Source organism: Vibrio sp. TAP-3B (assembly GCF_057784735.1).
The window spans coordinates 659,610-679,000 of record NZ_CM173495.1 but is presented as its reverse complement, the minus strand read 5'-3'; the positions used below and the strand labels follow the sequence as shown (position 1 = coordinate 679,000).

Annotated in this window: 16 protein-coding genes and 1 pseudogene; 6 read left to right on the top strand and 11 right to left on the bottom strand. The window is 44.5% G+C overall.

Features of this window, described 5'->3' with window-relative positions:
- Window positions 1-25: 25 nt before the first annotated feature.
- Window positions 26-691 carry a DUF2982 domain-containing protein gene (locus tag AC3D28_RS03245; RefSeq protein ID WP_098415823.1) on the top strand — a complete coding sequence of 222 codons (666 nt, stop codon included), beginning with the start codon at window positions 26-28 and terminating at the stop codon, window positions 689-691.
- 29 nt (window positions 692-720) lie between these two features.
- Here AC3D28_RS03245 and AC3D28_RS03240 read toward each other — a convergent pair whose 3' ends face one another.
- The 10 genes from AC3D28_RS03240 to AC3D28_RS03195 form a co-directional block, all read right to left on the bottom strand.
- Window positions 721-1,377, bottom strand: coding sequence for an MBL fold metallo-hydrolase (locus AC3D28_RS03240; protein ID WP_098415824.1), 657 nt, complete (start codon window positions 1,375-1,377; stop codon window positions 721-723).
- Window positions 1,378-1,473: 96 nt separating this feature from the next.
- On the bottom strand, window positions 1,474-2,022 hold the full coding sequence (mepK, locus tag AC3D28_RS03235; protein ID WP_488535519.1) for a peptidoglycan L,D-endopeptidase MepK: 549 nt from the start codon (window positions 2,020-2,022) through the stop codon (window positions 1,474-1,476).
- A 174-nt stretch (window positions 2,023-2,196) separates the two neighbouring features.
- Window positions 2,197-3,768, bottom strand: coding sequence for a L,D-transpeptidase family protein (locus AC3D28_RS03230; RefSeq protein WP_488535518.1), 1,572 nt, complete (start codon window positions 3,766-3,768; stop codon window positions 2,197-2,199).
- 135 nt (window positions 3,769-3,903) lie between these two features.
- Window positions 3,904-4,986 carry a DUF1513 domain-containing protein gene (locus tag AC3D28_RS03225; protein ID WP_488535517.1) on the bottom strand — a complete coding sequence of 361 codons (1,083 nt, stop codon included), beginning with the start codon at window positions 4,984-4,986 and terminating at the stop codon, window positions 3,904-3,906.
- Window positions 4,967-6,004 (bottom strand): imelysin family protein, encoded by a 1,038-nt coding sequence (locus tag AC3D28_RS03220; RefSeq protein WP_488535516.1) that lies wholly within the window; start codon window positions 6,002-6,004, stop codon window positions 4,967-4,969. Before AC3D28_RS03220 ends, AC3D28_RS03225 begins: the two co-directional genes overlap by 20 nt.
- Before the next feature lie 10 nt (window positions 6,005-6,014).
- Window positions 6,015-7,397 carry a di-heme oxidoreductase family protein gene (locus tag AC3D28_RS03215; protein WP_488535515.1) on the bottom strand — a complete coding sequence of 461 codons (1,383 nt, stop codon included), beginning with the start codon at window positions 7,395-7,397 and terminating at the stop codon, window positions 6,015-6,017.
- Window positions 7,398-7,487: 90 nt separating this feature from the next.
- The gene (locus AC3D28_RS03210) at window positions 7,488-8,750 is read right to left on the bottom strand and encodes an imelysin family protein (protein ID WP_179885670.1); all 1,263 of its coding nucleotides are present in this window, start codon (window positions 8,748-8,750) and stop codon (window positions 7,488-7,490) included.
- A gap of 175 nt (window positions 8,751-8,925) precedes the next feature.
- A complete protein-coding gene (locus AC3D28_RS03205) occupies window positions 8,926-9,522 on the bottom strand; it encodes a GTP cyclohydrolase II (protein WP_098415928.1) in 597 nt (198 codons plus the stop codon).
- Window positions 9,523-9,804: 282 nt separating this feature from the next.
- Complete coding sequence (locus AC3D28_RS03200) at window positions 9,805-9,981, bottom strand: hypothetical protein (RefSeq protein ID WP_098415929.1); 177 nt, start codon at window positions 9,979-9,981, stop codon at window positions 9,805-9,807.
- Window positions 9,982-10,127: 146 nt separating this feature from the next.
- Window positions 10,128-10,538, bottom strand: a complete 411-nt coding sequence (locus AC3D28_RS03195) for a cytochrome c-type biogenesis protein CcmH (RefSeq protein ID WP_488535514.1) — start codon at window positions 10,536-10,538, stop codon at window positions 10,128-10,130.
- A gap of 160 nt (window positions 10,539-10,698) precedes the next feature.
- On the opposite strand from AC3D28_RS03195, the pseudogene AC3D28_RS03190 reads away from it, so the two are divergent.
- A pseudogene (locus AC3D28_RS03190) lies at window positions 10,699-11,230 on the top strand (ammonia-forming cytochrome c nitrite reductase subunit c552); the annotation flags it as partial.
- Between the two features lie 86 nt (window positions 11,231-11,316).
- On the opposite strand, the gene gyrA reads toward AC3D28_RS03190, so the two are convergent.
- The gene (gene gyrA, locus AC3D28_RS03185) at window positions 11,317-14,037 is read right to left on the bottom strand and encodes a DNA gyrase subunit A (protein ID WP_488535513.1); all 2,721 of its coding nucleotides are present in this window, start codon (window positions 14,035-14,037) and stop codon (window positions 11,317-11,319) included.
- A gap of 310 nt (window positions 14,038-14,347) precedes the next feature.
- On the opposite strand from gyrA, the gene ubiG reads away from it, so the two are divergent.
- The 4 genes from ubiG (at window position 14,348) to yfaE (ending at window position 19,344) form a co-directional block, all read left to right on the top strand.
- Entirely contained in the window at window positions 14,348-15,055 is a 708-nt protein-coding gene (gene ubiG / locus AC3D28_RS03180; protein WP_098415930.1) for a bifunctional 2-polyprenyl-6-hydroxyphenol methylase/3-demethylubiquinol 3-O-methyltransferase UbiG, read from the top strand.
- 511 nt (window positions 15,056-15,566) lie between these two features.
- Window positions 15,567-17,849 carry a class 1a ribonucleoside-diphosphate reductase subunit alpha gene (gene nrdA, locus AC3D28_RS03175; RefSeq protein ID WP_488535512.1) on the top strand — a complete coding sequence of 761 codons (2,283 nt, stop codon included), beginning with the start codon at window positions 15,567-15,569 and terminating at the stop codon, window positions 17,847-17,849.
- An 83-nt stretch (window positions 17,850-17,932) separates the two neighbouring features.
- Complete coding sequence (gene nrdB / locus AC3D28_RS03170) at window positions 17,933-19,066, top strand: class Ia ribonucleoside-diphosphate reductase subunit beta (RefSeq protein WP_488535511.1); 1,134 nt, start codon at window positions 17,933-17,935, stop codon at window positions 19,064-19,066.
- Window positions 19,066-19,344, top strand: a complete 279-nt coding sequence (gene yfaE, locus AC3D28_RS03165; RefSeq protein WP_098415936.1) for a class I ribonucleotide reductase maintenance protein YfaE — start codon at window positions 19,066-19,068, stop codon at window positions 19,342-19,344. Before nrdB ends, yfaE begins: the two co-directional genes overlap by 1 nt.
- Window positions 19,345-19,391: the final 47 nt, after the last annotated feature.

The following is a 19,391-nucleotide window of genomic DNA, read 5'->3' as shown; positions in this document are numbered from 1 at the left end:
GCTAGTGTTCAACGAGGATAAAAGCATGCAAACGCTTCATCTGACAAATTCACACTTCAAATCTGACTCCCCGATCAATAAACTGATTTTGTTGCTTGTTGCACTGATCACTCTGTTTTTAGTGATACTGTCACCTGGATGGAAACAAGCAATATTATCCGTGATGTTGATGACCGTGATTGTTGGCTTCGCCATCTTGATGATCAAAAAAAGCCAAGTCGCTTTCACGCTTACCGCTTCACACTTTCAACAACACTTATTCAAAGGTGGATGGGTAATACGCTGGCGAAACGTTGAATCGATTGGCATTTGCAGTTACCAACAAGATGGATGGCACCAGCCATTGCCTTGGATAGGGATACGTCTAAAAAATTATTCGCCTTATTTAGATTCAATTTGCCCACGTATAGCAACTGAAATCCTCTTAGGTCAGCGCGCGTTACTCTATTTAGGTGCGAGACAAAATCAATGTGAAGAGAAATTTGAAGATATGGTGCTTGACCCCAAACCTTATATCAACCGCAATGGGGTCCAATACAAAGGTCTACTTGCCATGTTGGCCAATAGGATGAAATATCAGCGAGGCTTTTACGGTTATGACCTGTTTATTTCTGCCAGTGACCTCGACCGAGAAGCGGAAGAGTTTGTGGGATTGACTCGACGATACTTAGCGGCCGCCGAGCCAGATTAGTGCTAACTGACCGTCATTCGGAACAGGCTTTAGTAGATTGGCATCTCATCGGCAACAAACGGGTTTGTTTTGCGTTCATGACCAAATGTGGATTGCGGACCGTGACCAGGTATAAACGTGACATCATTACCCAATGGCCAAAGCTTTTCTTTAATCGAGCGAATCAAGGTATTAAAGTCCCCTTGAGGAAAATCCGTACGACCAATACTACCATTGAAAAGAACATCACCAACAAATGCCAAACGTGCTTCTTCACTATAAAGAACCACATGACCTGGTGTGTGCCCCGGAGTATGAAGCACCTTTAATGCCTGCCCACCAAACGTGACAACGTCACCTTCATTCAGCCAGTGGTGTGGTTCAAATGCTTCAGTCAGTGGGAAACCAAACATCTGGCTCTGCCCTTCTAAACCTTGCAGCCAGAAATTATCTGCCTTGTGAGGGCCAACGATCTCAGGACTACCGAGCATGGCTGCCAGCGGTTCTGTGCCCCCGACATGATCCAAGTGACCATGTGTGAGCACCAAATTGACGACCTCGACACCAAGCTCTTTGATCAACGTTGCAAGCTGCTTTTCATCACCGCCTGGGTCAACCACAATGCCTTTCATTGTTTCATCACACCAGACAATTGAACAGTTTTGAGAAAAAGCTGTCACTGGGACAACTTGATATTTCAGAGCCATAGAAAACCTATTTCCAAACAAATTTGCGTTAAAAACTGCGGCAACTATGACACTAACCCTAGGTGACTTCAAGACTTGCAGAAGCCGCTACATCACTTACCAAGAGCGCACCGCCCCGGTGTCAATATGTATAAAATCACTACTTGGGTAGTAACCGACACCACCTGCTTTCAAGCTTATCGCAGCATCACGAACATCGGACAATTTCACACCATCGAGACGGAAATCTATCGCCCTACCTTCCATATGAAGACTCTTCTTTGCTACTCCCGTAGAACCTTGACGTAGAGAAGCGTTGGTCACAGGAGCGCGGTAACCAGAAATCACGACGACTTCAGATTCAGTACCAATCAACTTTTGAATTTGAGTAATCTGGTCGAATAAACGTCGATCCATTGGATGCACTTCATTACGTCTATGATCACGACAAAACTCATTCAGCTTTTGTAATTCATCATTGATGTAACCTTTACCATCGAAGTAACACGTTTCGAGTAGCTCTCCAGTATTAAGGTTATTCATCGCCAACACGCGCGGTTTATCCGGAAGCGAAGCCCATGAAAGGGCTGGCATGGTAGACGCTAATACAACGCCACCAGCGGTGATTTTAAGGAAATCTCGGCGGGAAAAATTACGACTTACCATTTTAAAAATAATGCTCAGTAACCAAATAGGCAGCGGACATTACCCAAACCCAATCGTCACGTCAAACGCATAAACGTGACCAGCGTTTAGTAAAGCCCAGTTCAATTTTGGTTAATGATTGAACGATAAAGCTATTTTCTCTTTTGTAAATTTTCGTTAAATTTTTTGAGTGTATCAACCTCGATGATCGTATTGATAAATATCGTCGCGGTAATAGAGCGTCCCTTCTTCAAGCCATGCTGTTTGATAAATAATATGCACTTGAATCCGCTCTGCCAATGGAACCGACGTATTTGGTCGGTTAGCGCTTTCTCGCTTCTTCGCCAAGCGGGCTTCTAGCCCCTGTGCTTTAAACAAAAGTTCAGCAAGCTGATCGGCATTTTCTACGCGGACACAACCAGAACTAAACGCTCTTCTGTCTTGCTCGAACAAGTTTTTACTAGGCGTATCATGCAGGTAAATGGCTTGAGGGTTTGGCATGTTGAATTTATACAACCCTAATGCATTGTGAAAACCGGAAGTTTGTCGCATCCGATAAGGGAATGCTCTTGGGTTCACCGTCGCCCAATTGATGGTCGTAGGGTCGATAATTTGGTTGGATGTCCAAGAGTGGATGATTTGAATGTTATGTTCCATCAAATACATTGGGTTGCGTTTCACTTTCGGAATGATGTCTTTCACCATGATCTTCCATGGCACATTCCAAGTTGGGTTTAGAATAACGGAATCTAATGTCCCGGTCATAATGGGGGTTTTTCTTGATGCTCTACCCACCACCACTTTAGATTCAAAGAGGGGTTGGCCATCGTGCCAGTAAGTCACTTCGTAACCAGGAACATTGACAAATACCACGTTGTCTCGCGCTTTGGACCAAATCCGCGAACGTTCGGCATTCAACGCCAATAAATGTAATCGTTGTTGCGGAGAAAAGTTTATCCATCGAATTGTATTAGGGCCGATCACACCATCTTGTTTTAAGCCATGAATTCGTTGAAACTCTTTTACAACCTGTTCTAACGTCTCATCATAGCGTTGCGTGGTTAAATCTAACTGGCTGACATCTACCCCTACCACTTCCATTCTTTCAGCCAGCAGCGGCTTATTTTCTAGTGGATCACCCACACGTGCTAAACCTGTTTGTTCATATAGAGGGTATTGATATTGAGTATGTTCTAATAGCGATGAATAGGCGGAGTAAAACGTCTCATCCATTTGCAATGGAGAGCGAAGACTCGCTAGAAATAGGCCAAGCTTACCTACGGTGATTTCATTACTAAGCACTGACAGAATGTCGATACTCGGTGCAGGAAGCGTGACATGAGCTTGTTTTGCAAACAGCCAGCTGACGCCTGTTTGAGGGAGTTGTTCAAGGTAACTGAGATACAACAGCAGAGAGTCGGTCATCACCAAATCAAAGTCGAGGTTATCCCCTTGCCATTTCACTTGATTTATTCGGTAGAGTTGATTTTCAAACTCTTTAGTGACATCAGCAAGCGCAACAAGATTCATTTGAAAAATGAGCTCTTCCACATCACTTTCATTTTCCCAATTCAGGCGATAGTTGGTACTTTGATATAATCGATCAATCACCTCTGGGTAATGGATCAGTTTTTCTACTGACAGCTGTTGCACTGCTCCCTCTTGCTTCGTTTGGGCTGAAGCTTCAAAGGAAACTGCGACAGACGCGCTAGAAAAACTGCAAAGCGGCATCATAAGCGCCGTCATTATTAAAACTCTAGCAAACACTGAAACCACCCTTGCGTTACTTGAACCACAATGAAAAGTATGGCAAACATCTCACCGCTTGCAGGTTTAAAATTAAGAATACCGCAAGGTAAATTGACGCTACTTCTTCAATATCGGACGATAACTTGACCTTTTTTAAACGATTTTTGACCAGTGATTATCCCATTGGATACCACTAAAAATCGTGCTTTTAAATTCATTTGGCCTCTGCTCAACGGCTTTACCTGCACCTGAGCTTATCCTAAATTCATCTCCGTAGATCACGACACCTGATGCATCAGGTAGTGCATTTAATTCCACGAGCTTGCCTGTCCCCTTTGACCAAATACCGTAACAACTACCAGGTGGCGATGTCGCCAGTATCCAATCTTCTGTCGCGGCAATACTTGCAACGTAATGATTGAAACGCGCCCATTCTTCAGGCTCTGCTTGCAGTGTTTGCATCTCGCCACCCCGGGTATGCATAGCAAGAAGCGCAGGGTATTCATCAGGTTCACCACGATATTGCTGCCCGCACAGTACGGTTTCTGAGCCATCATGGGCTAAATGGCGAATACTGAGCTTGTGATCCGGTAAAGAGGCTTGGTCAAGCAACGCTCCATCTTGTGACAAGTAGCTCAAGGTTGGCGTCATGCTTGCTAAGTTTAGCGGTTCGCGACCATTAGTATGCACACCACCAACACCAATCGCTAATGTACCGTCGGGCATCATGATCACTTCATGAGGGCCAATACCAAAGTTCGTTAATTCATCAATCTTTTGATATTGTTTTTGTACATCATAGACACCAATAATCCCTCGGCTTGTGCCCCGCTCTCCTTCTGTTGCGAACAAATAATCACCATCGTGAGAATAAACGCCATGCCCATAAAAATGCCGCTCTGACTTTGCGAGTTGAAGCTTAACCATTTGCTCGGTGCGATAGTCAAATACCATAAAAAATGTTCCGGGGCGGCGGCCAAATACTACCGCATGTCCTTGCGGATTAGTGGCCACACCGTGTCCGCGATCCGGAATCGGCAGCGTTGAAATCGGCATACCATGCTCATCCGCAACCACCGCTGCGTATTTATCACGCCCGATGATCGAGCAGCCAATCAAAGCTGGTTGTCGATAAGCAGTAGAAGCACAGCCAAAAGGCATAGCAGGAACTCCAGCTCCAAGCAACGCCGCTTTTAGTAGCGTTCGTCGAGTTTGATCAGTCACCATCGGTTGCATTAAATCCTATGACTACGCCAAGTTCGATAGCAACCTCTTCATGGATAAGGTATTTCAGTTGCTCAAGCTTGTTATATTGTGACAACACCATGCGATAACCATCTTTAGTTTGCAGTGCCGAAAAAAGGCTTGCCTCTTCAGGCCACGTCTCTAAAGTCAACTCAAACTGACGCGCAACACGGTTCGCCAACGGTGCTTTATCTTGCTTTCTTAACAACGCATCCAAACCATTACCATTCGCAAAATAGAGGACCTTTAAGCTTTCAAGGTTCGCCTTTAAATTTGACAGTGACGTTCCCGAGCGCCAAGACTCAGAAAAATAGGGGCGAGGCTGGCCAATTTTCGCCAAGGGCCGGCTTAATTTCTTCATACTGTAATCCAGCTGATTAGAAAGCAGAGAGATGTACTCTGACTCCCACTCTGTCAGCTGCATTGATTTCCAAGGGTTTTGTGCCCAAGCCGTGGCAATGACCTGCGCTTTATTGTGAAGGTTTTCAGCGATAGCCATGCCCGTCATGCAAGTATTGTGATTTGTAGCAAGCGTCGATGCGTTATCGTAAAGTAACCACTCCAACCCGCCTAAACCTTGCACTGTCACGCTTTGAGCTGAAATTTGGTCGGCTGTCCAGATGAGATTCGATTTGGTTAACACCGACATTTTACGCCCTGTGGTGTTTTTCTTGTCGGGCCAAAACTGAACGCTCCATCCTTGTTTTAACGCGGTCGCTGGGCCACGCTCTTGACCTTGGAGTGCCATCCAAGCGAGCATGGATTGATGCCATTGCAGCTTCGCAGGTACATCATCTTTCATCTCTGAAGAACAATAAGCAGTTAAGTCCCGTTTTAGCTGAGCGGTTTGTGCTAAAAACTTGTGTGCCGATTGAAACTCAACTTCATACACACCTTGAGAGATATGACTCGTTGGATCAGGCTGAGCACCATTTAAGTTTGTGCTCGATTGGCAACCCACCAAGCCTACAGTCACGGCGACCGTACTTGCTAACATCATTTTTTTCACGGTCGATTCCTTATAAGGAGTTCAAAAATGCAATCAGTGCATCACGCTCTTTCTTACTAAGCGCTAATACATTTTGTTTTGCCGTTTCAGCTTCACCACCATGCCAAAGTACCGCTTCCATTAAGTTACGAGCACGACCATCATGTAAAAAGTACGTATGACGGCTCACTTCTTTGGTATAACCGATTCCCCATAGCGCTGGCGTGCGCCACTCTCGGCCATTCGCAAGATACTCAGGTCGGTGATCCGCAAGCCCTTCTCCCATATCGTGGAGTAACAGGTCGGTATAAGGATGGATCTCTTGTTCAGACAGTGCTGGTAAACCATTGCGCTTCGCCGTCTTCACGTTGGTCTTGTGGCAGCTTTCACAACCAGATGCAGAGAAAATCTGCTGCCCTAACTGGATATTAGGCTCGTTGACATTACGACGAGTCGGTACCGCTAGGTGTTGACTATAAAACTCAACAAAATCGAGAATGTTTTGACTGACTTCCAGCGCCCCACCATTTGGCATATCGTCACAAATAGTTTGATTCGATGTGCAATTTTGCTGAGGAAATAAGTGGCTCGTCAAACCCACATCACCATTAAACGCCGCAGCGTTTTGTTGCATCAGTGTCGGTTGTCCGGCTTTCCAGCCAAAGCGGCCAACTGCCAAGTCTCCTTTTTCGATGTCCCAGACTCGATTAACCTTACCTGAAATCCCATCATGGTTGACATCTTGCTCATCCGCCCAAGCAAATAGCGTTGCGTCTGGAATACTTTCTAGTAGTCCTAAACCGATCATCGGCGGCGCAACACGGGCAGAAAACTGGGTATCAGGATGCATCTCACCATAACCCAAGTGGGTAATTCTCAAATTTGGCTTCCTTAATGTAACGGTCGTGCCATCTTCGAACTGTACCGGAACATCTGTATAGGTAATGTCTATCTTTCCTTCCGGTTTTTGATCTTGAAGAGCAAAGTCTTGCAATTGATCACCATAGGTTGGTTCCGGAATCACACCATTTTTGATGTAAGCTTGCTTTTGCTCCGCTGTCATCGCTGGGATGCTTAAACGTACTAACATTGACACTGCATGAGTATCGCCTGATTCCGGCGGATGACCGCGACCATCTTTGATATGACAGTTTTGGCAACCATTGGTATTAAACAACGGCCCTAATCCATCACGCGCATCAGTAGAAGCAGGTGCTTGCACCCAAGGGTTTCTAAAAAAGCTATTGCCTACACTGAAATCAAGACGTTTGCTCATTGGAAGATTGGCAGCTGGGAGCGAATAGGCGTTTGCGCCTTCTTTTTTAACACTGGTTTTACCGCCAGACCTAACGTCGTAAGCCATGGCAGAACAAGAAAGGAACACGGCTATCGCCGAAATTAAGTATGGTTTCATATCATTGCTCAAAAAATACAACAGGAGGGATGCCACGAGCTCAAACAATAAAGGGTTCAAAAAGAACCCTTTATTTATTTGGTTGTCGGATTAAAACTCGTGATCAGCAGTATCTGGACTTAGGCTATCGATACCGACAATACCCGCGGCGCGTTCAATGGCGCCCGTTTGAGCGACTAGCGACATGATTGCGTCATTCACTAACGCGTTACCTTGCGTATTGCCTGCTGCAATCAACTGGTCGAAATGCTGGCCATTCTTTTCAGCAGATGTGACAAGCTCACCAACTTGATGGCGTGTAACGTCGAATTGCTTCTGAATTTCTTTTGCTGCTTGCTTATCTTGCTGCGCCACTAAATCGGCAATGCTTGGCCCAGAAAGGAGCGTGCCATCTTCACGTTTGTACAAGCCAGTGTAAACGTTATAGATGCCTTGCTCATTGTAGTAATGAGAATTGTGCGTATTGTCAGAAAAGCAATCGTGTTCATCTTCTGTCGAGTTCGCTTCTAAAGCCACTTTCATACGCTCACCCGCCAGCTCACCTAACGTTAGAGATCCCATGCCGAATAGCATCTTACGTAACCCATTATCGGCAGAATCAGATATAAGTGCTTGGCGGTAATTATCTTTGATATCCGCAGACCACTGTTTTTCCATCCATTCCAGATCTTGCACTAGAAGATCCGCTGCCGCTTGTAGATATTCACCACGGCGATCGCAGTGTCCATTCGTACATTCAGCGCCTACAACGAAATCCGTATAAGCACGCTGGCCTGCGCCAGCATTGGTACCGTTCAAGTCTTGACCCCAAAGTAGAAATTCAATGGCGTGATAACCTGATGCTACATTCGCTTCAGATCCCCCAATTTCGTTCAGGTTTGCGATAAGTTCTGGGGTGATCTTTGCAATGTCGAGTTGAGAAGCGCCAATCGTTAAACTGGTATTCGCGATAATATTTGCCGCTGCACCTTCGTTACCCAGTTCATACTGGTAGTCAGTGGCCACGTAATCGATTAAACCTTCATCCAGTGGCCAAGCATTCAATTGGCCTTCCCAATCATCAACGATAGCGTTACCAAAACGAAAAACTTCAGACTGTTGGTATGGAACGCGAGAGTCAAACCACGCTTGCTTTACTTCTTCAAGCTTTGCAGCAGACGGAGCGGTTAGAAATTCATCGATTTTTTCATCAAGTACCTTCGCTGTCGTCACTGAATCAGCGAAGACCGCGTGCGCAACATCAGCATAATGTTCGACAACTTGTTGTTTCGTTACTTGAGCCGCCACCGTAGAACCACTGGCAATGAGAAATGAAGCCGTTATAGATCGGACTAACACGCTTTTTGCATTCATTAGGAGCATCCTTGTTGAACAATTTATTTTATTGATTAGTAGTGCTAATTATTCTTATTTACACTTAGATTGGCAAGATAATACAAATTTACAATTTTTTTGCAACTCCCAGATACAAAAAAAGCCTCATTATTATGAGGCTTTCAAATATAAAAAACTGATTTTCTCTTTTATATTAGAACTTTAGCTTATGCTTTCCGTGAGAAACCTTCGCTTTAAGGTAATTTTCATTATCTTTTTTAATATGTGCTGACGTATTGACAACCTCGACGATCTCAATGCCATATTCTGCTAACTCACGAATTTTTTTAGGGTTATTCGTGACGAGTCGAATCTTGCTTATCCCCAACGCTTCCAACATTTGCGCAGCTTCGGTAAAGTCTCTAAGATCATCGTCGAAACCTAAATGGTTGTTCGCTTCATAGGTATTCATTCCTTGGCTTTGCAAGCAATATGCATCAATCTTGTTGTATAGACCGATACCACGCCCTTCTTGACGTAAGTAAAGGATGATGCCGCCGAACTCGCCCATTCGCTGAATGGTTTCTTCTAGTTGCTCACCGCAGTCGCAGCGAGACGAGTGAAAAACGTCACCAGTGAGACATTCTGAATGCATTCGTACTAAAGGCGTTTCTTGCGTTTTATCCGCTTGCCTGAAGATAACTGCCACATGCTCTTTATCTGTCTTCAGGCCATGGAAAGACAGGATTTCAGCATCGATATTACTTTTAGCCCCGACTTTAAAATCTACTCTGGCACGTACTTCAGCCATATCTATACTCACTCGATTTATTGCTTGATGCGCTTGATGCGTGTTCGTTATTATTGCGTTCATGGGATTCACTCATTGCTTCTCAACTATGGGGATTGATACCGTATTTTTCAATATAGAGATCACAATTGAATGAATCATACTCTCTCAGGCCTGCAAAGACGATGGTGACTTCGCGGCGCTGATGAAATGTTATATTATAACATTTTCGCAAAACTACAATAAAAAACCCCAGACAAATTCTGTCTGGGGTTTTTAAAAAGTAGGGGTTAGGAAAGAGATTTAATGCGTTTGGCTACGCTTCCAAACCGTAAGCTCTATCCATACTGCTTCGAGTTCTTGAATTTCCTCGTCGGTTAACACGGCGAGAGTCGAAGTGACTTGAGGCAGTTTCGGTGTTTGCAATGCACGAATCTGCGAATAGAAGTCCTGTTTTAACTGCGATATAACTGAATCCACTGCGTACACCTACTTAGTTCTTTTATTACTTATCCAGCTCAAATCTGATAGCTTGCTAAATACGGAGCCTTCATCAATCGTTGAAAATGATAACACTCTGCTTGTTAAGTGCACAATTTATTTTCCATAGTGGAATAGTAATCACATTAATGACGCTTTAACATTCGCTTCGAAAATAAGACGAAAAGGATAAAAAATAACACAGGAAAGATCCACAATATCGTCGTTGCATAATTAAATGGAGGTTGATATAGAACGATATTCCCATACCGCTCGACTAAGTAATCTTTTACTTCTTGCTCACTACTTCCTTCGTTCATCATAGAGTAGACCTTTAGCCTCAAGTCTTTCGCGGCCTGTGCGTTTGATTCTACAAGGTTTTGGTTTTGACATTGCGGACAACGTAAGGTCTTAGCAAGCGACATTGCTCTCTGCTGCAATTCAATCGAATGGAACTCAAATAGATCTACATGTTGCTTTATTGGCTCTCCTTTAGTAATGGGAGAAAATAACGCCAACATGAAAATAGTGATATAGAAATATTTAAAGTACGACATTAAAATACCCTGAAAATAGCGAGTTCCATTTATCAATACTTAACTTGCCTCTATATTGAGCAAAACTATTGCAATATTGGCATTATCGCTAATACGGTAAGTATTAATAGAGACAACGGAAATACCTACCGCGGTTATGACCTTATTCGCTAGCTAAGTAATGTTGGTCGGCGCTCCGTTAGCAGCGGAAGATAAAGCTCTCATCGAACCTTATAATGATGTCTTTGAACAAAACCATCCTGAGCAATATCACTCTTGGAAAACGACTTCAGAAAGCCAACATATCGAAGATGCTTTAAGCGAAGATCCAAACATGGTGATTATGTGGGCAGGCTATGCTTCGCCAAAGATTACAATAAAGCGCGTGGCCACTTTTACACTATAGATGATGTACGCCAAACCTTACGTACTGGTGCGCCGAGCGATGAAAACTCAGGCCCAATACCGATGGTTTGTTGGAGCTGAAAAAGCCCCGACGTTGCGCGCGTGATAGAAGGGCGTGGTGACGATGGTTACTCTGAAGACAAATGGGCCGCTTGGGGGCTGAAATCGTCAATCCTATTGGCTGTTCAGATTGTCACGATACGCGTTCTGAAGGGTTTAAGAAAGGCGAGCTCGCGCTGGCATTAACTCGCCCGTATGTAGAGCGTGCTTTCGACACCATCGACAAAAATGTTGACCAACAATCTCGAACTTACCGTCACAATTGCGTTGATACAGGTACAAAAAAGCCGAGCGTTTAAGGCTCGGCTTTTAATATTAGAATAGCGAAAAAAGATTACTCTTCATTGCCTTCTTCTGCATCATCGACGGCAGGGGTTTCTGGAGCATCCTGTTGCGCATTTGCTTCAGTTGACTCAGTGGCTTCCGTTTCTTCACCACCTGTTAGCTCTGCTTCATCGATTTCTTCGATGCGCTGTAGGCCAACAACTGACTCATCTTCTGCTGTGCGGATTAACGTCACACCTTGAGTATTACGACCGACTTGACTAACTTCAGAAACACGGGTACGAACTAAAGTACCAGCGTCGGTGATCATCATCATCTCGTCGCCTTCGTCGACCTGGATCGCTCCAACTACTGGACCGTTACGCTCAGAGACTTTGATTGATACCACACCCTGAGTGCCACGACCTTTTGTCGGGTACTCATTAAGCGCGGTACGTTTACCATAACCATTCTCTGTAACCGTTAGTATGTCGCCTTCATGTGATGGAATGATGAGAGAGACGACTTGGTCATTTTCTGCCAGTTTCATACCACGAACACCTGAAGCGGTACGACCCATAGGACGAACCCCTTTAAACCTAATTTCAGGCTGACCGTTCTCATCAAGAACTGGGTTACCATTTTCATCAAGTACAGGAATTTCTTCTGCCTCTTTAAAGCGAACAACTTTACCCGCTTTCGAGAACAGCATGATTTCATTTTCACCATTAGTGATATCAACACCAATTAATGAATCATCATCACGCAAGTTAACAGCAATTAGGCCATTTGAACGTACGTTGGCAAATTGATTCAACGGCGTTTTCTTAACCGTACCGTCACCTGTTGCCATGAAGATGAATTTATCTTCTGAGAACTCACCTACGCGTAGGATAGCCGTGATACGTTCATTTTCTTCTAGTGGAAGAATGTTCACGATAGGCTTACCACGGGCAGTGCGACTCGCAAGCGGCAGTTGGTAAACTTTCAAGCGGTATGTTTTACCACGGGTAGAGAAACATAAGATGTTGTCGTGGGTATTCGCCACTAGAAGACGATCAATATGGTCTTCATCTTTCATCCTCGTTGCGCTCTTACCTTTACCGCCACGGCGCTGTGACTCGTAGTCGCTCAGTACTTGGTACTTAACGTAACCACCGTGAGACAGCGTAACTACGACGTCTTCACGTGCAATCAGCTCTTCCATGTCAATGTCATGGCTAGCTGCTGTGATTTCTGTACGACGAGCATCGCCAAAGCCATCACGAACCAATTCTAACTCTTCTCGGATCACTTCCATCAAACGCTCAGTGCTCTCGAGAATGTGCATTAGCTCCGCGATTTCTTCTAGAAGTGTTTTGTATTCACCCAGAATCTTCTCGTGCTCTAAACCTGTTAGTCTGTGTAAACGTAGGTCTAGAATGGCTTGTGCTTGTTGCTCTGTTAGGAAGTACTGACCGTCACGGACACCATATTGTGACTCTAGCCATTCAGGACGAGCGGCATCAGTACCAGCACGCTCAAGCATTACCGAAACATTACCTAGATCCCAACCGCGCGCGATAAGGCCCGCTTTTGCTTCAGCAGGCGTTGGGGCTTTACGAATAAGTTCAATGATTTCATCGATGTTAGCCAGCGCAAGCGCTAGGCCTTCGAGGATGTGCGCACGTTCACGCGCTTTACGTAGTTCGAAGATGGTACGACGAGTCACTACTTCACGACGGTGATCAACAAAACACTTCAACATATCTTTCAAGTTGAATAACTGTGGCTGGCCGTTATTTAGCGCCACCATGTTGATACCAAAAGTCGTTTGCAGCTGAGTTTGAGCGTAAAGGTTATTCAGAACCACTTCGCCCACAGCATCACGCTTACATTCAATAACGATGCGCATACCGTCTTTGTCAGACTCATCACGTAGCGCGCTGATGCCTTCAACTTTCTTATCTTTAACTAGCTCTGCTATCTTCTCAATCAAGCGAGCTTTGTTGACTTGGTAAGGAATTTCACTGACAACGATGGTTTCTTTACCATTTTTCTCCACTTCGATATCAGCTTTTGAGCGCATGTAGATTTTGCCGCGACCTGTTTTGTACGCGTCTACGATGCCTTTACGACCACTGATAAGTGCTGCCGTTGGGAAATCAGGACCAGGAATGTAATCCATTAATTCATCAATCGTGATTTCTTCATTATCGATGAATGCGAGGCAACCATCGATCACTTCGCCAAGGTTATGTGGCGGGATGTTGGTTGCCATACCTACTGCGATACCAGAAGCACCGTTGACCAATAGGTTGGGAATTTTTGTCGGAAGAACCGCTGGGATCTGCTCAGTACCATCATAGTTAGGTACGTAGTCTACGGTATCTTTTTCTAGGTCAGCCAAAAGCTCGTGGGCAATTTTTGCCATTCGAACTTCGGTGTAACGCATTGCCGCAGCAGAGTCGCCATCAATCGAGCCAAAGTTACCTTGACCATCGACCAGCATATAACGAAGTGAGAACGGCTGAGCCATACGTACGATAGTATCGTACACAGCACTATCACCATGAGGGTGATATTTACCGATCACGTCGCCGACAACACGGGCTGATTTTTTATATGGTTTGTTCCAATCGTTGCCTAGTACGTTCATCGCGAATAATACGCGGCGGTGTACTGGTTTTAGGCCATCACGCACATCTGGAAGAGCACGACCCACGATGACTGACATCGCGTAGTCTAGGTATGAACCTTTAAGCTCATCTTCAATGTTTACGGGCGTGATCTCTTTAGCTAAATCGCTCATAGAGCCATTATCCCTCTATTATCTGATCGTAATTACGATACGTGTAAGGTGCAAAAATATAACACATAATGCACCAGTTCGGCATCACTTTCCCTCTCCTTTTATCAGGTTGTGAGTTTGGTTATGAATCAAATGTCGAGAATTTGCACACTCATCCCATATCTTTCTGATTAGTGGTTATATTTCGGCCAGTATTGAGCAAAATAGGAATCAACACGTGCAAACCGAGATTAATCTGTTTAATCCTGAACAAACGTTGGAGTATACTGACCCCCTCTAAAGGACTCAGATTGAACGTTGTACAACCATGATGACTAAAGCACAGAACGTCGACCCTAGTGAAATTAAAAAATTCGAGGACATGGCTTCTCGATGGTGGGATTTAGAAGGCGAGTTTAAACCGCTGCACCAGATTAACCCACTTCGTTTAAACTATGTACTTGAGAAAGCAAATGGCTTGTTTGGTAAACGTACACTTGATGTCGGTTGTGGTGGTGGTATTCTCGCAGAGAGCATGGCAAAAGAAGGTGCCCTTGTGACCGGACTCGACATGGGCAAGGAACCATTAGAAGTTGCACGCCTGCATGCATTGGAGACCGGTACTCAACTTACTTACATCCAAAGTACGATAGAAGATCATGCGATAGAAAACGCCGCAACCTACGATGTGGTAACTTGCATGGAGATGCTAGAACATGTACCAGATCCCCTCTCCGTTATCCGTTCTTGTGCAGCACTGGTTAAACCGGGTGGACACGTCTTTTTCTCGACCTTGAACCGAAACATCAAGTCGTACTTATTTGCGATTGTCGGTGCAGAGAAGCTGCTAAAGATTGTTCCTGAGGGCACTCATGAGCACGAAAAGTTTATCAGACCCGCTGAGATGATGAAGATGATTGACCAGACCGATCTAACTGAAATGGGCATCACAGGGCTACATTACAACCCTCTAAATGACACTTATAAGCTTGGTCATAATGTAGATGTAAATTACATTGTCCATACTAAAAAAGATTAATACCACGTTGTGTTAAAAATACTTTCCTTGATTGACATCTCTTGCGAAAAATGAATCAAAATTGGTAGCACAAAGTTGCTACTTTTTTGTCTTTTTATGGATAAAATTCGTGCTCTAGCTTCCATTTTGACTAACCCATTTTTCGTAGGTAAAAACGGTCAAAGATCAAGGAGATTTTTTTTACATGCGGTTATTTATAAACCGATCTGAAAACCTTGCTTTTAAGCACTCAAGTCTGCCCTTTTCTCATCGGTTAGTGCTCACTTACTGATTTTTTTTATTTTGTTAGTTATCCACAAGTCATCCCAAATCTGTGCCTTGATAAATCAGTGTAATAGCTCTATCTTGTAACCCGAAATCAAATCAACCCCTATATGTTGTGCTTGAGCTACAATATATGGATAAAATATAGATAGACTTTGATCACAAAGCCGCCGCAAGCTTTACTCATATGGCATATAAACAAACAAAAATACGGCTTTTATCAGTTTTCTTAGGGAAATAAAGCAGAATGAACCAACAACTTACCGTCACCAAACGTGATGGCCGTAAAGAAAGTATCGATCTGGATAAAATCCACCGCGTTATCACTTGGGCTGCAGAAGGTCTAGATAATGTCTCAGTCTCCCAAGTAGAACTGCGCGCTCACATCCAGTTTTACGACGGCATCACAACGACAGATATCCACGAGACTATCATCAAGTCTGCGGCAGACCTGATCTCTGAAGAGACTCCGGATTACCAATACCTAGCAGCTCGCCTAGCGGTATTCCATCTGCGCAAAAAGGCGTATGGCCAATATGAGCCACCTACGCTTTATGACCATGTGTCTCACCTTGTCGATTTAGGTAAGTACGATCAACATATTCTAGAAGACTACACAAAAGCAGAACTCGACGAACTTGATGCGTACATCGACCATAAACGCGACCTAAACTTCTCATACGCGGCAGTTAAGCAGCTAGAAGGTAAGTACTTCGTACAGAACCGTGTGACGGGTCAAATTTACGAGAGTGCTCAGTTCTTATATATCCTTGTCGCTGCGTGCCTGTTTGCGAAGTATCCAAAAGCGACACGTCTTGATTACATTAAGCGTTTCTACGATGCGACGTCGACATTTAAGATTTCTCTACCTACACCAATTATGTCTGGTGTGCGCACCCCTACTCGTCAGTTCAGTTCATGTGTTCTGATCGAGTGTGGCGACAGTCTTGATTCCATCAACGCAACAGCAAGCTCGATTGTTCGTTACGTCTCTCAACGTGCAGGTATCGGCATCAACGCAGGTCGTATCCGTGCGCTAGGTTCTGAGATCCGCGGTGGGGAAGCATTTCACACAGGCTGTATTCCGTTCTACAAATACTTCCAAACCGCAGTAAAATGTTGTTCGCAAGGTGGTGTTCGTGGTGGCGCAGCGACTGTATTCTACCCAATGTGGCACGGCGAAGCTCGCTCTCTAATGGTGCTTAAAAACAACCGTGGTGTAGAAGAGAACCGCGTGCGTCACATGGACTACGGCGTACAGCTGAACAAATTGATGTACCAACGTCTGGTTGAAGGTGGCAATATCACGCTATTTTCCCCATCGGACGTACCTGGCCTATACGACGCATTCTTCGAGAACCAAGAGGAATTTGAACGCCTATATGTGAAATACGAAAACGATCCTTCGACTAAAAAAGAAACGGTTAAAGCGATCGAGATGTTCACATTGCTAATGCAAGAACGTGCATCCACAGGCCGTATCTACATCCAGAATGTTGACCACTGCAATACGCACAGTCCATTCGACTCTGAAGTCGCACCCGTTCGTCAATCGAACCTATGTCTGGAAGTTGCACTTCCAACTAAACCATTGACTAATGTTGAAGATGACTCAGGTGAGATTGCGCTATGTACGCTTTCGGCATTTAACCTTGGCTCGATCAAGTCACTTGACGACTTCGAAGAACTGTCTGAGCTTGTTGTTCGTGCTCTTGATGCATTATTGGACTATCAAGATTACCCACTACCAGCCGCATACAAATCGACCATGAACCGTCGTACACTAGGTGTTGGTGTGATTAACTTTGCTTACTACCTCGCGAAGCATGGTGTGAAGTACTCCGATGGCAGCGCAAATGGCCTGACTCACCGTACGTTTGAAGCAATGCAATACTACCTATTGAAAGCATCGGTAGAACTCGCAAAAGAGCAAGGCAAATGTCCTTTATTTGATGAAACGAACTATGCAAAAGGCTTATTGCCGATTGATACGTATAAGAAAGATATCGATCTAATTTGTGACGAAGAGCTGCACTATGACTGGGACGGCCTACGTAAAGAAATTATGAAACACGGCCTACGTAACTCAACACTGACTGCGCTAATGCCTTCTGAGACGTCTTCTCAGATCTCTAATGCGACTAATGGTATTGAGCCACCACGTGGTTACGTCTCTGTAAAAGCATCAAAAGACGGTATCTTGAAGCAAGTTGTACCAGAATTCACTGAGCTGAAAGACAATTACGAGCTGCTTTGGAACATCGGTTCTAACGACGGCTACCTACACCTTGTGGGTATTATGCAGAAGTTCGTTGACCAAGCGATCTCAGCGAATACTAATTACGATCCATCTGGCTACGAGACGGGTAAGGTTCCAATGAAGAAACTGCTTCAAGACCTACTGACTGCATACAAATTTGGAGTGAAGACACTTTACTACCATAACACTCGTGATGGTGCGAAAGACGAACAGAAAGATGCTGTTCAACCACAAGATGACGATTGTGCAGGCGGCGGTTGTAAGATTTAATCTTACCCACTCCAACAATTCGTAAAAAACAGACTATCGAAAACCTCCTCTTCATGGGGAGGTTTAAAAGGAATTGAGGCATTATGGCTTACAGTACTTTTAACCAAAAAAAGAATGACCAGCTCAAGGAACCTATGTTCCTTGGTCAATCAGTAAACGTTGCTCGCTACGACCAACAAAAGTTCGAAATCTTCGAAAAGCTCATCGAGAAGCAGCTTTCTTTCTTCTGGCGCCCAGAAGAAGTTGACGTATCGAGCGACAGTATCGATTACAACAAGCTACCTGATCACGAGAAGCACATCTTTATCTCCAACTTAAAGTACCAGACGCTGCTAGACTCTATCCAAGGTCGTAGCCCAAACGTAGCGTTGCTCCCGCTTGTTTCTCTGCCAGAGCTAGAAACTTGGATTGAGACTTGGTCCTTCTCTGAAACGATCCACTCTCGTTCATACACACACATTATTCGTAACATCGTCAACGACCCGAGTGTGGTATTTGACGACATCGTAGAAAACGAACATATTCTTAAGCGTGCGAAAGACATCGCGCACTATTACGATGACTTGATCCAAGCAACGAACGATTACCACCGTTACGGCGAAGGTGATCACGTTATCAACGGTGAAACGGTTAAAGTCAGTCTGCACGATCTGAAGAAGAAGCTATACGTCTGTCTGATGTCGGTTAACGCATTAGAAGCAATCCGTTTCTACGTGAGTTTCGCTTGTTCATTTGCTTTCGCTGAGCGCGAGTTAATGGAAGGTAATGCAAAAATTATCAAGCTCATTGCTCGTGACGAGGCCCTTCACTTGAATGGTACTCAACACATGATCAACCTACTACGTAATGGTCAAGACGATTTCTCGTTCATTCAAATTGCAGAAGAAGCAAAACAAGAGTGCTTTGATCTTTTCAAAGAAGCAGCAGAGCAAGAGAAAGAATGGGCAGAATACCTATTCAAAGACGGTTCCATGATAGGTCTAAACAAAGACATTTTGAGCCAGTACGTTGAGTACATAACGAACATCCGTATGCATGCGGTTGGACTTCCAGCGGCGTACCCAGAAGCAACAACCAACCCAATCCCATGGATTAATGCTTGGTTGTCATCGGATAACGTTCAAGTTGCACCTCAAGAAGCGGAAATTTCTTCGTACCTTGTGGGCCAAATTGACAATCAAGTAAGTGTGGACGACTTTGAAGGGTTTGAGCTGTAATGCCAACGATCAAAATCAACAAACTGATAAGCATCGAATCCAATCCTTCCAATACGATTTTGGAAACCATGGAGCAAGTAGGCTTACTACCAGAATATAATTGCCGCGATGGCCACTGCGGTGCTTGTCGCTGCAAATTAGTGTCTGGTGAAATTGAGTATGTTGGTTTTGCAATGGCTTACACACAAGGTGATGAAATTCTGCCTTGTATCTGTAAAGCGAAATCTAACTTGTCACTCAGCGGCGTTAATTATGCGATGAAAGAAAAGCGCGCATAACAAGCACTGTAAAAACATAGCCGAAAAAAGCCAAGGCATTGCCTTGG